This window comes from Enterobacter ludwigii (assembly GCA_023023105.1).
In the GTDB taxonomy this organism is placed as follows: Bacteria; Pseudomonadota; Gammaproteobacteria; order Enterobacterales; family Enterobacteriaceae; genus Enterobacter; species Enterobacter adelaidei.
Genome location: CP083824.1, coordinates 3,327,194 through 3,341,251, shown reverse-complemented (window position 1 = coordinate 3,341,251; position 14,058 = coordinate 3,327,194). Strand labels below are relative to the sequence as shown.

Genomic DNA, 14,058 nt, shown 5'->3' with positions numbered 1-14,058 from the left:
CCGCACTAGATCACGCTCAACGCCTTCTCAACCACGTTCTCAACGGTAAAGCCGAAATACGGGAACAGCTTATCGGCAGGCGCCGATTCACCGTATCCGTGCATCCCGACAATTGCCCCCTTCAGTCCCACGTATTTGTACCAGTAGTCTGCAATACCCGCCTCTACCGCTACGCGAGCCGCAACGTTTGATGGCAGAACCGCTTCCCGGTACGCTTCATCCTGGGCGTCAAAGATATCCGTTGATGGCAATGAAACCACGCGCACCGCATGACCTTCGGCGGTCAGCTTCTCGGCGGCTTTCACCGTGATTTCCACCTCTGAACCGGTCGCAATCAGGATCACGTCCGGTTTACCGCCGCTGTCTTTCAGGATGTAGCCGCCGCGGGCGATGTTTTTCACCTGCTCCGGGGTACGCTCAATTTGCGCCAGGTTCTGGCGTGACAGGATCAGCGCTGTCGGGCCAGTATGACGTTCCACTGCCAGCTTCCAGCCGACCGCCGCTTCCACCTGATCGCACGGACGCCAGGTGCTGAAGTTCGGCGTTAAGCGCAGGCTTGCCAGTTGTTCCACCGCCTGGTGCGTTGGTCCGTCTTCTCCCAGACCAATTGAGTCATGGGTATAGACCATAATCTGTCGCGCCTTCATGAGGGCCGCCATGCGCGCCGCGTTACGGGCATACTCGACAAACATCAGGAAGGTGGCGGTGTAGGGCACGAAGCCGCCGTGATGGGCGATGCCGTTGGCAATGGCGGTCATTCCGAATTCGCGCACGCCGTAGTGAATGTAGTTCCCGGCGATGTCCTCTTTCAGTGATTTCGAGCCAGACCAGATCGTCAGGTTACTGGGTGCCAGGTCCGCTGAACCACCGAGCAGTTCGGGCAGGATAGGCCCAATGGCATTGAGCGTATTTTGAGACGCCTTACGGGTGGCGATTTTCGCCGGGTTAGCCTGCAGGTTTTCAATCAGCGCCTGGGTTTTATCGTCCCAGTCTTCCGGCAGACCGCCGCTCATGCGGCGGGAAAACTCGGCGGCCAGGTCCGGGTGCGCTTTTTTGTAAGCGGAGAACTTCTCGTTCCAGGACTGCTGTGCCTTTTCACCGGTTTCTCGGGCATCCCATGCTTTGTAGATCTCTTTTGGGATTTCGAACGGCGGGTATTTCCAGCCCAGTTTTTGTCGGGTTAACGCCACTTCCTCTTCACCCAGCGCCGCGCCGTGCGCCTCCTCTTTACCTGCTTTGTTTGGCGAGCCGAAGCCGATAACCGTGCGGCAGATAATCAGCGACGGTTTGTCCTTCACGCTCTGCGCTTCCTGAATCGCTTTTTTCACTGCCTCAGGATCGTGCCCGTCGATCTCATGTACCACGTGCCAGTGGTAGGCTTCGAAGCGTTTCGCCGTGTCGTCGGTGAACCAGCCTTTGGTTTCCCCGTCGATGGAGATGCCGTTGTGATCGTAGAAGCCAATCAGCTTGCCGAGCCCCAGCGTGCCCGCCAGGGAGCAGACCTCGTGGGAAATCCCCTCCATCAGGCAGCCGTCACCCATAAACACGTAGGTGTAATGGTCAACGATGTCATGCCCCGGCTGATTAAACTGCGCGCCCAGCGTACGCTCGGCAATCGCCAGCCCGACTGCATTCGCCAGCCCCTGACCGAGCGGTCCGGTGGTGGTCTCCACCCCTGGCGTATAGCCAATCTCCGGGTGCCCCGGCGTTTTGGAGTGCAGTTGGCGGAAGTTTTTCAGCTCCTCAAGCGGCAGATCGTAGCCGGAGAGGTGCAGCAGGCTGTAGAGCAGCATTGAGGCGTGGCCGTTGGAGAGAATAAAACGGTCGCGATCGTACCAGGTGGGGTCGTTGGGGTTGTGCTTCAGGAAGTCGTTCCACAATACTTCGGCAATATCAGCCATGCCCATAGGCGCGCCAGGGTGGCCGGAATTGGCTTTCTGCACGGCATCCATGCTGAGGGCGCGAATGGCATTGGCTAGCTCTTTACGGGACATAGTTCACTCCGTGGCAAGGTTAAAGTTTGGCGGCGAGAAGGTCTTCAAGTTTGCGCTGATCGACGGCGAACAGGCGGATACCTTCCGCCAGTTTTTCTACGGCCATGGCGTCCTGATTATGTTCCCAGCGGAACTCGGCTTCGGTCATGGCTTTCGGTTTTGGCAAGACGGTAGAGGTGGGCACCAGCTTGCGGATCACCGTCTCTTCTTTGTCCTGCAGCTCTTTGAGCAGATTAGGGGAAATGGTCAGGCGGTCGCAGCCTGCCAGGGCGAGGATCTGCTCGGTACGGCGGAAGCTGGCACCCATCACGATAGTGTCGTAGCGGTGCTGTTTAAAGTAATCATAGATATTACGAACCGATTTCACGCCCGGATCCTCATCGACCACGTACGGATCCATCGGCTGTTTTGCCTGATACCAGTCGTAGATGCGTCCGACAAATGGCGAGACGAGGAACACCCCCGCTTCGGCACAGGCGCGTGCCTGAGCAAACGAGAACAGCAGCGTCAGGTTGCAGTGGATACCCTCTTTTTCCAGCACTTCCGCCGCACGAATACCTTCCCACGTCGACGCCAGTTTGATCAGGATGCGAGATTTATCGATCCCCTGTTCCTGGTAGAGTTCAACCAGACGGCGAGCCTTGTGAATACTCTTTTCTTTATCGAAAGAGAGGCGGGCGTCGACTTCGGTCGAGACGCGTCCGGGGATGCTTTTAAGAATTTCTGCACCAAAATTAACGGCCAGCTTGTCGCTGGCTTCGGTGACCTGCTGCTCCTGGGTTTTCCCGCGCTGTTTACCGTAGGCAATGGCGTCATCAATCAGATGACTAAAATGCGCAAGCCCGGCGGCTTTAAGCAGTAGCGAAGGGTTGGTGGTCGCATCCTCCGGCTGATAGTGGCGAATCGACTCGATATCGCCGCTGTCTGCGACCACGGTGGTGAATTGTTTGATGCCGTCTAACTGATTCATAAATAATTACTCCTTGAAAATAAAAGAGTTAGATGAGTGCGTTAGTTCACACTTCTGGAAAAATCATGATGGACTTAACAAAAAAGCATAGCAGACGGGGGCGGCATTGCTTTTGAGACGGGTAACATGGCTGTTATAAATTGATAACAATTTTTAATGTGTGATGGTGAGAGTTTGGCAGCCTTCAAAGTTTATGTGGCGGCCTGCGGCGATACTAGGCGGCACACCAGGGTGTGCAACAGGATCGCTTACGTCACCCTTTTGACCGATACGTGAAAGGAAAAAGAAGATGGATGAGCAGTTAAAACAGAGTGCCCTCGATTTTCACGAGTTCCCTGTCCCGGGTAAAATCCAGGTTTCCCCCACGAAGCCACTGGCAACGCAGCGCGATCTGGCGCTGGCCTATTCGCCGGGCGTTGCTGCACCGTGTCTGGAAATCGAAAAAGATCCGCTGGCGGCCTACAAATATACCGCGCGTGGCAACCTTGTTGCCGTGATCTCTAACGGCACGGCGGTATTAGGTCTTGGCAACATTGGTGCGCTGGCGGGTAAACCCGTGATGGAAGGGAAGGGTGTTCTGTTCAAGAAATTCGCCGGTATCGACGTGTTTGATATCGAGGTGGATGAACTCGATCCCGATAAATTCATCAACGTGGTGGCTGCGCTGGAGCCGACCTTCGGCGGTATCAACCTGGAAGACATCAAAGCGCCGGAATGTTTCTATATCGAGCAGAAGCTGCGCGAGCGTATGAACATTCCCGTGTTCCATGATGACCAGCACGGTACTGCGATTATCAGTACCGCTGCGATTCTGAACGGTTTGCGCGTGGTGGAGAAAAATCTCTCTGACGTGCGCATGGTAGTTTCCGGTGCGGGAGCTGCGGCCATCGCCTGTATGAACCTGCTGGTGGCGCTGGGTATGCAGAAGCACAACATTGTGGTCTGTGATTCCAAAGGCGTTATCTATAAAGGCCGCGAGCCAAACATGGCGGAAACCAAAGCGGCATATGCGGTTGAAGACGACGGTAAACGCACGCTTGAGGACGTCATTGATGGCGCGGATATCTTCCTCGGCTGTTCAGGCCCGAAAGTGCTGACCCAGGAGATGGTGAAGAAGATGGCGCGCGCGCCAATGATTCTCGCGCTGGCTAACCCGGAGCCGGAAATTCTGCCGCCGCTGGCGAAAGCGGTGCGTGAAGATGCCATCATCTGTACTGGTCGTTCCGACTACCCTAATCAGGTGAACAACGTGCTCTGCTTCCCGTTCATTTTCCGTGGCGCGCTGGACGTTGGCGCGACGGCAATCAACGAAGAGATGAAGCTTGCCGCGGTTCACGCTATCGCGGAGCTGGCGCACGCCGAGCAAAGTGAAGTGGTTGCCTCCGCCTATGGCGACCAGGATCTGAGCTTTGGCCCGGATTACATCATTCCAAAACCATTTGACCCGCGTCTGATTGTTAAGATTGCCCCAGCGGTAGCTAAAGCGGCGATGGACTCCGGCGTGGCGACGCGCCCGATTCAGGACTTCGACGCCTACGTCGATAAGCTCACCGAGTTTGTCTATAAAACCAACCTGTTCATGAAGCCGATCTTCTCTCAGGCGCGCGCCGACGCGAAGCGCGTGGTGCTGGCGGAAGGGGAAGAGGCTCGCGTGCTGCACGCCACCCAGGAGCTGATCACCTTAGGTCTGGCGAAGCCGATCCTGATTGGTCGTCCGAGCGTTATCGAGATGCGCATCCAGAAGCTGGGTCTGCAGATTAAGCCGGGCGTCGACTTCGAGATCGTTAACAACGAATCCGATCCGCGCTTCAAAGAGTACTGGAGCGAATACTACGCGATCATGAAACGTCGCGGGATCACCCAGGAACAGGCGCAGAAAGCGGTGATCAGCAACACGACGGTGATCGGCGCGATCATGGTCCATCGTGGTGAAGCCGATGCGTTGATCTGCGGTACCGTTGGTGACTACCACGAACACTTCAGCGTGGTGCAGGAGATCTTCGGCTATCGCGATGGCGTTCATACCGCCGGGGCGATGAACGCGCTGCTGCTGCCAAGCGGCAACACCTTTATTGCCGATACTTACGTTAACGATGACCCAACCCCGGACGAACTGGCGGAAATCACCGTGATGGCGGCGGAAACCGTGCGTCGCTTTGGTATTGAGCCGAAGGTGGCACTGCTGTCGCACTCTAACTTTGGTTCGTCCAAATCTGCGGCGGCCTGCAAAATGCGTCAGACGCTGGAGCTGGTGCGCGAGCGTGCACCGGAGCTGATGATTGACGGGGAAATGCACGGCGATGCCGCGCTGGTGGAGAGCATCCGTAACGAACGTATGCCGGACAGTCCGCTGAAAGGATCGGCGAACATATTGATTATGCCGAACGTGGAAGCGGCGCGTATCAGCTATAACCTGCTGCGCGTCTCCAGTTCTGAAGGTGTGACCGTAGGGCCAGTACTGATGGGGGTGGCGAAACCGGTGCATGTGTTAACACCGATTGCCTCCGTGCGTCGTATCGTGAATATGGTGGCGCTGGCGGTGGTTGAGGCGCAGACGCAGCCTCTTTAATCGCAGCGCCATCCGGCAGTTACACCCAGTCCCGAACCTGAATAAACTCACGCAAGGCAGCCTCCGGGCTGCCTTCTTTTGGTTCGTAGCAGTACTCCCAGCGCACCAGCGGCGGCATCGACATCAGAATCGACTCCGTGCGCCCGCCGGTCTGCAGGCCGAACAGCGTCCCGCGATCCCACACCAGGTTGAATTCCACGTAGCGCCCGCGACGATAGAGCTGGAACTCGCGTTCGCGCACGCCATAGTCGGTATTTTTACGGCGCTCGACAATCGGCAGATAGGCGTCGGTATAGCCTTCGCCCACGGCGCGCATAAAGCTGAACGCGGTATCAAAATCAGGGGTGTTGAGATCGTCAAAGAACAGCCCGCCGATGCCGCGCTGCTCGTCGCGGTGCTTCAGATAAAAGTAGTCATCGCACCACTTTTTAAATTTCGGGTAGACGTCTTCGCCAAACGGCAGACAAAGGTCTCGCGCGGTGGTGTGCCAGTGCACGGCGTCCTCTTCGAAGCCGTAGTAGGGCGTGAGGTCGAAACCGCCGCCAAACCACCAGACCGGATCGGCCCCTGGTTTTTCCGCAATGAAAAAGCGCACGTTGGCGTGGCTGGTGGGCACAAACGGGTTGTGTGGATGCACCACCAGCGAGACGCCCATCGCTTCAAAACTGCGGCCTGCCAGTTCAGGACGGTGCGCGGTCGCAGATGCGGGCATCGCGTCGCCGTGAACGTGGGAGAAATTGACGCCCGCCTGTTCAAAGATGCCGCCGTTACGCAGCACCCGACTGCGCCCACCGCCACCGGCCTCGCGCTGCCAGTTATCTTCCTGAAATTCACCGCCGTCTGCGGCGGCCAGTTTCTGGCAAATCTCATCCTGCAGCTGTAGCAGGAAGGTTTTGACCAGTTGAGCATCGGGTTTCATCAACGTTTCCTGGAGTGCGCTTTTTGGTTATCAAACCAGTTGAAGTAGCTAATAATGCCGGAGGCGATGGCGTTGGCGATCTTCTGACGAAACGCCGTGGTACCGAGGAGTCGCTCTTCTTCCGGGTTGGTAATGAAGGAGGTCTCCACCAGCACGGACGGGATGGACGGTGATTTCAGCACCACGAACGCCGCCTGCTCGGTGCCTTTACTGTGCAGACGATGCACCGGCTTAATCTTCTTCAGAATATGTGAGCCGAGCGTCAGGCTGTTTTTGATCGTATCCGTCTGCACGAGGTCGAACAGCACCTGCTGTAGCAGGTGGTCTTTATCGGTGGCTTTCTTTCCGGCGACTTCATCTGCCCGGTTTTCGCGATCGGAGAGATATTTCGCCATGGCGCTACTGGCACCACGGTTGGAAAGCGCAAACACCGAGGCACCTGCCGCAGAAGGGTTGGTAAAGCCGTCGGCGTGAATCGACATAAACAGATCCGCACCGTGCTGATGGGCGATCTCCACGCGGTCATACAGAGGAATGAAGGTGTCACCGGAACGCGTCAGGCGTGCGTCAATGCCGTTACTGCGTAAAATCGCGCGCACATTTTTTGCAATCGCGAGCACGACGTGTTTTTCTTTCGAACCGTTTTTGCCGATGGCGCCGGTATCAATCCCGCCATGGCCCGGATCAAGCATCACCAGACGCTTCGCGCCCGGCTTTTTGGTTTTCGGTTTACTGTGTCCGTTACTGGTTTTGAGCGTGCTCTCGTCTTTTGCCTGAGCCTGCTTTGCGATGCCCGTTAACGTTAAGGCCGCCAGCCCCGCTTTGAGAACCTGACGACGCGATGTGAGTGCTTTTAATGGTTTGAATGTGCTCATGCGGCCTGAATTGTAAAAATTGGAGTCCTGGTGTTATATCGTATCGTGATTAGCGTTACGACAGTCCTTATTGGCAATTGTTTTACTTTTCATTTCAATACGTGACAAAGTGACATTATGCCAAATTTTGGTGAGATTTTCCCCGGTTATTGGCTAAACGAGAGGTTCACGCCATAATCACTGTTTTTAAACCCGAAAAGGCGGTTAATACCATGGAGATACGCGTTTTTCGCCAGGAAGATTTCGAAGAGGTGATCACCCTTTGGGAACGCTGCGATCTGCTGCGTCCGTGGAACGATCCGGAAATGGATATCGAGCGGAAGGTGAATCACGATGTCAGTCTGTTTCTGGTCGCGGAAGTGAACGGCGAGGTGGTGGGGACGGTAATGGGCGGTTACGACGGTCATCGCGGGTCGGCCTATTATCTGGGCGTGCACCCTGAGTACCGTGGTCGTGGCATCGCCAATGCATTGCTTAATCGTCTTGAGAAAAAGCTCATTGCCCGCGGTTGCCCGAAAATTCAGATCATGGTGCGGGAAGATAACGACGTCGTACTGGGCATGTATGAGCGTCTGGGCTATGAGCATTCTGACGTCTTGAGTTTAGGAAAACGTCTGATCGAAGATGAAGAGTACTGAGATCCATCCGGCAGATTATGACGCGCAGGGCCGCGTCAGGCTGCCCTTTTTATTCTGGTGCGTTCTGCTGCTCCAGGCCCGCACCTGGGTGCTGTTTGTGATGGCCGGCGCGTCGCGCGGGCAGGGCGACACGCTGCTAAACCTTTTTTACCCCGATCACGATGCGTTCTGGCTTGGCTTATTGCCGGGCGTACCAGCGGTAGTGGCTTTTTTGTGCAGCGGACGACGGCATACGCTCCCTCGTTTGTGGCGCGCGCTTCGCTGGCTATTGATCTTTGCCCAGATCGTGCTGCTCTGCTGGCAACCGGTACTCTGGTGGTACGGTGAACCGCTTACGGGTATCGGCGTTGCGCTGGTGGTTGCCGATATTGTGGCGCTGCTGTGGCTGCTGACCAACCCGCGTCTTCGCGCCTGTTTTACGCATCAGGATGATTAATACGGCACTTTTTGCCGATGTCGCACTCCAACAAGCGTTGATTTAACAAGTAAGGACGTTTCAATGAAATCGCTGCGTTTACTTTTATGCGCTCTCCCGCTGGCGTTAACCGGGTGTTCAACGCTCTCATCCATTAACTGGTCCGCTGCGTATCCGTGGAACTGGTTTGGCTCATCAACGGAAGTGACCGAGCAGGGCGTAGGAAAAATTACCGCCGCAACGGCGCTGGACCAAAATGCTATTCAGGATGCGCTCAGCAGCGATTACCGCCTGCGCAGCGGCATGAAAACGGAGAATGGCAATATTGTTCGCTATTACGAAGCGCTGAAGGGCGACAAGCTGGCGCTGGTGATTAACGGTGATAAAGGCACGGTGAACCGCATTGCGGTGCTGGATGACGCGATTCCCACGGCAAGTGGGGTGAAGGTCGGTACACCGTTTAGCGATCTCTATAAACAGGCCTTCGGCAACTGTGCAAACGCCTCTTCTGACGATGGCGTGGCTGTGGAATGTAAAGCTGAGGGTAGCCAGCACATCAGTTACGTCTTCACTGGAACCTGGAGCGGTCCGGAAGGATTGATGCCGTCTGACGACACGCTGAAGAACTGGAAAGTGAGCAAAATTATCTGGAAGCAGTAATTTGCGCCGGAACAAACCGCCTCGCTGAATTCAGGGTATAATAGCCGCCATCAATGCCACGCTGACGTGGCATCTTTATTTCAGGAGGAGCGATGTCTCAGGTTCAGAGTGGCATTTTGCCAGAACACTGCCGCGCGGCGATTTGGATTGAAGCCAATGTTAAAGGGGACGTGGATGCCCTGCGTGCGGCCAGTAAAGTATTCGTCGATAAACTGACTACCTTCCAGGCCAAATTCCCGGATGCTCACCTCGGTGCCGTTGTCGCCTTTGGCAACAACGTCTGGCGTCAGTTGAGCGGTGGCGAAGGGGCTGAGGAGCTGAAGGACTTTATCCCTTACGGCAAAGGTCTTGCGCCAGCGACACAATACGACGTGCTGATCCACATTCTCTCTTTACGTCATGATGTGAATTTCTCGGTTGCCCAGGCGGCGGTCGCGGCGTTTGGCGACAGCATTGAGGTACAGGAAGAAGTTCATGGCTTCCGTTGGGTGGAAGAGCGCGATCTGAGCGGTTTTGTCGACGGTACTGAAAACCCGGCAGGTGAAGAGACGCGTCGTGACGTCGCGGTGATCAAAGACGGTGTGGACGCGGGCGGCAGCTATGTGTTCGTCCAGCGCTGGGAGCACAACCTCAAGCAGCTTAACCGCATGAGCGTGCACGACCAGGAGATGATGATCGGCCGTACCAAAGAAGCCAACGAAGAGATTGACGGCGACGAGCGTCCTGCTACCTCTCATCTGACCCGCGTTGACCTCAAAGAAGATGGCAAAGGCCTGAAGATTGTTCGCCAGAGCCTGCCGTATGGCACGGCAAGCGGCACACACGGCCTTTATTTCTGCGCGTACTGCGCGCGCCTGCATAATATTGAGCAGCAGCTGCTGAGCATGTTTGGTGATACCGACGGCAAGCGTGACGCCATGCTGCGTTTCACCAAACCGGTGACCGGCGGCTACTACTTCGCGCCGTCCGTTGAGCGTCTGCTGGCGCTGTAAAACCGCTCTCCACGCGTAGGCCGGGTAAGCGTTAGCGCCACCCGGCAATTTCTCCCGCACCCTTATTCCCTTTTCTGCTTCTAAATCACCAAACGGTATATAAAACCGTTACTCCTTTCGTCCTCGTTATAAATATTATGACTATAAGATAGTCATCACATTTATAAGGGTGCGCAATGGCCGTTACTGTACTGAAAAAAGGAACTCTGGCGCTGGCAGGTTTACTGCTGGTGGCACAGGCGCAGGCGACTGAACTGTTAAACAGTTCGTATGACGTCTCACGCGAGCTGTTTGCCGCCCTTAATCCACCGTTTGAACAGCAGTGGGCGAAAGAAAACAATGGCGATAAGCTGACCATCAAGCAGTCTCACGCCGGTTCGTCCAAGCAGGCGCTGGCGATCCTCCAGGGGCTGAAAGCGGATGTGGTGACCTACAACCAGGTGACTGACGTGCAGATCCTGCACGACAAGGGCAAGCTGATCCCGGCGGACTGGCAGAGCCGTTTGCCGAACAACAGCTCGCCGTTCTACTCCACCATGGGCTTCCTGGTGCGCAAGGGCAACCCGAAAAATATTCACGACTGGAGCGACCTGGTGCGTTCTGACGTGAAGCTGATTTTCCCAAACCCGAAAACCTCCGGCAATGCGCGTTACACCTATCTGGCGGCGTGGGGTGCAGCGGACAAGGCTGACGGTAACGATAAAGCGAAAACCGAGCAGTTCATGACCCAGTTCCTGAAAAACGTCGAAGTGTTTGATACCGGCGGTCGCGGAGCGACCACGACCTTCGCAGAACGTGGTCTCGGCGATGTGCTGATCAGCTTTGAATCGGAAGTGAATAACATCCGTAAACAGTATGAAGCGCAGGGCTTCGAGGTCGTTATCCCGAAAACCAACATCCTGGCCGAGTTCCCGGTCGCATGGGTGGATAAAAACGTGCAGGCGAACGGTACCGAGAAAGCGGCAAAAGCCTATCTCAACTATCTGTACAGCCCTCAGGCGCAGACCGTCATTACCGATTATTACTACCGCGTGAATAACCCGGATGTGATGAACAAACTGAAAGATAAATTCCCGCAGACCGAACTGTTCCGCGTGGAAGACCATTTCGGCTCCTGGCCTGATGTGATGAAAACGCATTTTGCCAGCGGCGGTGAGTTAGATAAATTGCTGGCGGCGGGGCGTAAGTAATGTTTGCAGTTTCCTCCAGACGTGTGCTGCCTGGCTTTACCTTAAGCCTCGGGACCAGCCTGCTGTTCGTCTGTCTGATTTTGCTGTTACCGCTCAGCGCGCTGGTAATGCAGCTTGCTCAGATGAGCTGGGCGCAGTACTGGGACGTGGTCACCAACCCGCAAGTGGTAGCGGCCTATAAAGTGACGTTGCTGTCGGCATTTGTCGCCTCCATTTTTAACGGCGTGTTTGGCCTGCTGATGGCGTGGATCTTAACCCGCTACCGTTTTCCGGGCCGTACGTTGCTCGACGCGTTAATGGATTTACCGTTTGCGCTGCCGACGGCGGTGGCGGGCTTAACCCTCGCGTCGCTCTTCTCCGTGAACGGGCTGTACGGCGAGTGGCTGGCGAAATTTGACATCAAAGTGACCTACACCTGGCTCGGTATCGCAGTGGCGATGGCCTTTACCAGCATCCCGTTTGTGGTGCGTACCGTGCAGCCGGTGCTGGAAGAGTTAGGTCCGGAATACGAAGAAGCGGCGGAAACGCTGGGCGCCACGCGCTGGCAGAGCTTCCGCAAGGTGGTTCTGCCGGAGCTGTCTCCGGCGCTGATGGCGGGTGTCGCGCTGTCGTTTACCCGCAGCCTCGGTGAGTTCGGCGCGGTGATTTTTATCGCCGGGAACATTGCCTGGAAAACAGAAGTCACCTCGCTGATGATTTTCATCCGTTTGCAGGAGTTTGATTATCCGGCGGCGAGCGCTATTGCCTCGGTGATCCTGGCGGCCTCGCTGCTGCTGCTGTACTCGATTAACACTCTGCAAAGTCGCTTTGGTCGACGTGTGGTAGGTCACTGATGGCGGAAGTTACGCAATTGAAGCGATACGATGCACCCCGCATCAACTGGGGTAAATGGTTTCTGATTGGGGCGGGGGTGCTGGTTTCCGCCCTCATTCTCGTCGTGCCGACGATTTATATTTTCGTTCAGGCGTTCAGTAAGGGCCTGATGCCCGCACTGGAAAACCTGGCGAACCCGGATATGCTGCACGCCATCTGGCTGACCGTGCTGATTGCCCTGATCACCGTGCCGGTGAACCTCGTGTTCGGTACCCTGCTGGCGTGGCTGGTGACGCGCTTTAACTTCCCGGGACGTCAGCTGCTGCTGACCCTGCTGGATATTCCTTTCGCTGTGTCGCCGGTGGTGGCGGGTCTGGTGTACCTGCTCTTTTACGGCTCCAACGGCCCGCTGGGCGGCTGGCTGGATGAGCATAACCTGCAGATCATGTTCGCCTGGCCGGGCATGGTGCTGGTCACCATCTTCGTGACCTGTCCGTTTGTGGTGCGTGAACTGGTGCCGGTGATGTTGAGTCAGGGGAGTAACGAAGACGAAGCGGCGGTGCTGCTGGGCGCGTCAGGCTGGCAGATGTTCCGTCGCGTGACGCTACCGAATATCCGCTGGGCGCTGCTTTACGGCGTGGTGCTGACCAACGCCCGTGCGATTGGTGAGTTCGGCGCCGTTTCCGTCGTCTCCGGTTCTATTCGCGGTGAAACGCTGTCGCTGCCGCTACAGATTGAGCTGCTGCAGCAGGATTACAACACCATCGGTTCGTTTACTGCCGCAGCGTTGCTGACGCTGATGGCTATTTTGACCCTGTTTTTGAAGAGTGTGGTGCAGTGGCGTTTAGAAAATCAGGAAAAACGTCAGCATCAGGAGGGAAATCATGAGCATTGAGATTGCCAATATTAAGAAGTCTTTTGGTCGCACCCAGGTGCTGAATGATATCTCGCTGGATATCCCTTCCGGACAAATGGTGGCGCTGCTGGGGCCGTCTGGCTCAGGTAAAACGACACTGCTGCGTATTATCGCCGGGCTTGAGCATCAGACCAGCGGGCATATCCGCTTCCACGGTACCGACGTGAGCCGCCTGCACGCCCGCGACCGTAAGGTGGGGTTTGTATTCCAGCACTACGCGTTGTTCCGCCACATGACCGTATTCGATAACATCGCATTTGGCCTGACCGTGCTGCCGCGTCGCGAGCGCCCGGATGCGGCAACCATTAAAGCGAAAGTGACCAAACTGCTGGAGATGGTGCAGTTGGCCCATCTTGCGGACCGTTTCCCGGCCCAGCTGTCCGGTGGTCAGAAGCAGCGCGTTGCACTGGCACGTGCGCTGGCCGTTGAGCCGCAAATTCTTCTGTTGGATGAGCCGTTCGGTGCGCTGGATGCGCAGGTGCGAAAAGAGCTGCGTCGCTGGCTGCGTCAGCTTCATGAAGAGCTTAAATTTACCAGCGTCTTCGTGACCCACGATCAGGAAGAGGCGATGGAAGTCGCGGACCGTGTGGTGGTCATGAGCCAGGGTAATATTGAGCAGGTTGACGAGCCGGAGCAGCTCTGGCGTGAACCGGCGACCCGCTTCGTGCTGGAGTTTATGGGCGAGGTAAACCGTCTTCAGGGTACCATTCGCGGCGGTCAGTTCCACGTGGGCGCGCACCGCTGGCCGCTGGGATATACCTCTGCGCATCAGGGGCCGGTCGACCTGTTCCTGCGTCCGTGGGAAGTGGATGTGAGCCGTCGCACCAGCCTTGACTCACCGCTGCCGGTGCAGGTGCTGGAAGCGAGCCCTAAAGGGCACTACACCCAACTGGTGGTACAACCGCTGGGCTGGTATACCGAGCCGCTGACCGTGGTCATGCGCGATGAGGAGCCACCGCACCGGGGAGAACGCCTGTTTGTCGGTCTGCAGCATGCGCGTATTTATCACGGGAAGGAACGTATTGAGACGCGCGAGGATATTGCTCTGGCGGAGTCAGCCTGATAGGTTAGTAGGATGTTTATCGCCCGGTGGCGCTGTGCTGACCG

13 protein-coding genes are annotated in these 14,058 nt (G+C 56.4%); 9 read left to right on the top strand and 4 right to left on the bottom strand.

The features are described 5' to 3' along the window. Positions 1-5: 5 nt before the first annotated feature. Both tkt and tal read right to left on the bottom strand, forming a co-directional pair. Positions 6-1,994, bottom strand: a complete 1,989-nt coding sequence (gene tkt / locus LCD46_16220; protein UOY69605.1) for a transketolase — start codon at positions 1,992-1,994, stop codon at positions 6-8. Positions 1,995-2,013: 19 nt separating this feature from the next. Beyond that, positions 2,014-2,964, bottom strand: a complete 951-nt coding sequence (gene tal, locus LCD46_16215) for a transaldolase (protein ID UOY69604.1) — start codon at positions 2,962-2,964, stop codon at positions 2,014-2,016. Positions 2,965-3,253: 289 nt separating this feature from the next. Here tal and maeB point away from each other — a divergent pair, with 289 nt between their 5' ends. After that, positions 3,254-5,533: an NADP-dependent oxaloacetate-decarboxylating malate dehydrogenase gene (gene maeB / locus LCD46_16210; GenBank protein UOY69603.1), complete on the top strand. Its 2,280-nt coding sequence runs from the start codon at positions 3,254-3,256 to the stop codon at positions 5,531-5,533. A gap of 19 nt (positions 5,534-5,552) precedes the next feature. Here the strand turns inward: maeB and hemF are convergent, their stop codons facing one another. After that, positions 5,553-6,452 (bottom strand): oxygen-dependent coproporphyrinogen oxidase, encoded by a 900-nt coding sequence (gene hemF / locus LCD46_16205; GenBank protein UOY69602.1) that lies wholly within the window; start codon positions 6,450-6,452, stop codon positions 5,553-5,555. Further along, positions 6,452-7,327, bottom strand: coding sequence for an N-acetylmuramoyl-L-alanine amidase AmiA (gene amiA / locus LCD46_16200; protein UOY69601.1), 876 nt, complete (start codon positions 7,325-7,327; stop codon positions 6,452-6,454). The genes hemF and amiA overlap by 1 nt, the downstream gene beginning before the upstream one ends. A 212-nt stretch (positions 7,328-7,539) precedes the next feature. Here amiA and LCD46_16195 point away from each other — a divergent pair, with 212 nt between their 5' ends. The 8 genes from LCD46_16195 to cysA all read left to right on the top strand — a co-directional run bounded on the left by LCD46_16195 (position 7,540) and on the right by cysA (position 14,014). Next, the gene (locus tag LCD46_16195) at positions 7,540-7,965 is read left to right on the top strand and encodes a GNAT family acetyltransferase (protein ID UOY69600.1); all 426 of its coding nucleotides are present in this window, start codon (positions 7,540-7,542) and stop codon (positions 7,963-7,965) included. Continuing rightward, the gene (locus LCD46_16190) at positions 7,952-8,401 is read left to right on the top strand and encodes a DUF2919 domain-containing protein (protein UOY69599.1); all 450 of its coding nucleotides are present in this window, start codon (positions 7,952-7,954) and stop codon (positions 8,399-8,401) included. Before LCD46_16195 ends, LCD46_16190 begins: the two co-directional genes overlap by 14 nt. Positions 8,402-8,464: 63 nt before the next feature. Then, complete coding sequence (locus LCD46_16185) at positions 8,465-9,040, top strand: RpoE-regulated lipoprotein (protein ID UOY69598.1); 576 nt, start codon at positions 8,465-8,467, stop codon at positions 9,038-9,040. A gap of 92 nt (positions 9,041-9,132) precedes the next feature. Then, the gene (locus LCD46_16180) at positions 9,133-10,032 is read left to right on the top strand and encodes a Dyp-type peroxidase (protein UOY69597.1); all 900 of its coding nucleotides are present in this window, start codon (positions 9,133-9,135) and stop codon (positions 10,030-10,032) included. 176 nt (positions 10,033-10,208) lie between these two features. Then, positions 10,209-11,222 carry a sulfate ABC transporter substrate-binding protein gene (locus LCD46_16175; protein UOY69596.1) on the top strand — a complete coding sequence of 338 codons (1,014 nt, stop codon included), beginning with the start codon at positions 10,209-10,211 and terminating at the stop codon, positions 11,220-11,222. Then, positions 11,222-12,055, top strand: coding sequence for a sulfate/thiosulfate ABC transporter permease CysT (cysT, locus tag LCD46_16170; GenBank protein ID UOY69595.1), 834 nt, complete (start codon positions 11,222-11,224; stop codon positions 12,053-12,055). Before LCD46_16175 ends, cysT begins: the two co-directional genes overlap by 1 nt. After that, complete coding sequence (cysW, locus tag LCD46_16165; protein UOY69594.1) at positions 12,055-12,930, top strand: sulfate/thiosulfate ABC transporter permease CysW; 876 nt, start codon at positions 12,055-12,057, stop codon at positions 12,928-12,930. Before cysT ends, cysW begins: the two co-directional genes overlap by 1 nt. Further along, positions 12,920-14,014, top strand: a complete 1,095-nt coding sequence (gene cysA, locus LCD46_16160; GenBank protein UOY69593.1) for a sulfate/thiosulfate ABC transporter ATP-binding protein CysA — start codon at positions 12,920-12,922, stop codon at positions 14,012-14,014. The genes cysW and cysA overlap by 11 nt, the downstream gene beginning before the upstream one ends. Positions 14,015-14,058: the final 44 nt, after the last annotated feature.

What these genes read in the sequence shown, in the direction of transcription:
- LCD46_16190 (UOY69599.1), top strand. Translation starts at nt 7,952, where the DNA reads ATGAAGAGTACTGAGATCCATCCGGCAGATTATGACGCGCAGGGCCGC.
- LCD46_16185 (UOY69598.1), top strand. Translation starts at nt 8,465, where the DNA reads ATGAAATCGCTGCGTTTACTTTTATGCGCTCTCCCGCTGGCGTTAACC.
- hemF (UOY69602.1), bottom strand. Translation starts at nt 6,452, where the DNA reads ATGAAACCCGATGCTCAACTGGTCAAAACCTTCCTGCTACAGCTGCAG.
- cysT (UOY69595.1), top strand. Translation starts at nt 11,222, where the DNA reads ATGTTTGCAGTTTCCTCCAGACGTGTGCTGCCTGGCTTTACCTTAAGC.
- LCD46_16180 (UOY69597.1), top strand. Translation starts at nt 9,133, where the DNA reads ATGTCTCAGGTTCAGAGTGGCATTTTGCCAGAACACTGCCGCGCGGCG.
- LCD46_16175 (UOY69596.1), top strand. Translation starts at nt 10,209, where the DNA reads ATGGCCGTTACTGTACTGAAAAAAGGAACTCTGGCGCTGGCAGGTTTA.
- amiA (UOY69601.1), bottom strand. Translation starts at nt 7,327, where the DNA reads ATGAGCACATTCAAACCATTAAAAGCACTCACATCGCGTCGTCAGGTT.
- cysA (UOY69593.1), top strand. Translation starts at nt 12,920, where the DNA reads ATGAGCATTGAGATTGCCAATATTAAGAAGTCTTTTGGTCGCACCCAG.
- cysW (UOY69594.1), top strand. Translation starts at nt 12,055, where the DNA reads ATGGCGGAAGTTACGCAATTGAAGCGATACGATGCACCCCGCATCAAC.
- tal (UOY69604.1), bottom strand. Translation starts at nt 2,964, where the DNA reads ATGAATCAGTTAGACGGCATCAAACAATTCACCACCGTGGTCGCAGAC.
- tkt (UOY69605.1), bottom strand. Translation starts at nt 1,994, where the DNA reads ATGTCCCGTAAAGAGCTAGCCAATGCCATTCGCGCCCTCAGCATGGAT.
- maeB (UOY69603.1), top strand. Translation starts at nt 3,254, where the DNA reads ATGGATGAGCAGTTAAAACAGAGTGCCCTCGATTTTCACGAGTTCCCT.
- LCD46_16195 (UOY69600.1), top strand. Translation starts at nt 7,540, where the DNA reads ATGGAGATACGCGTTTTTCGCCAGGAAGATTTCGAAGAGGTGATCACC.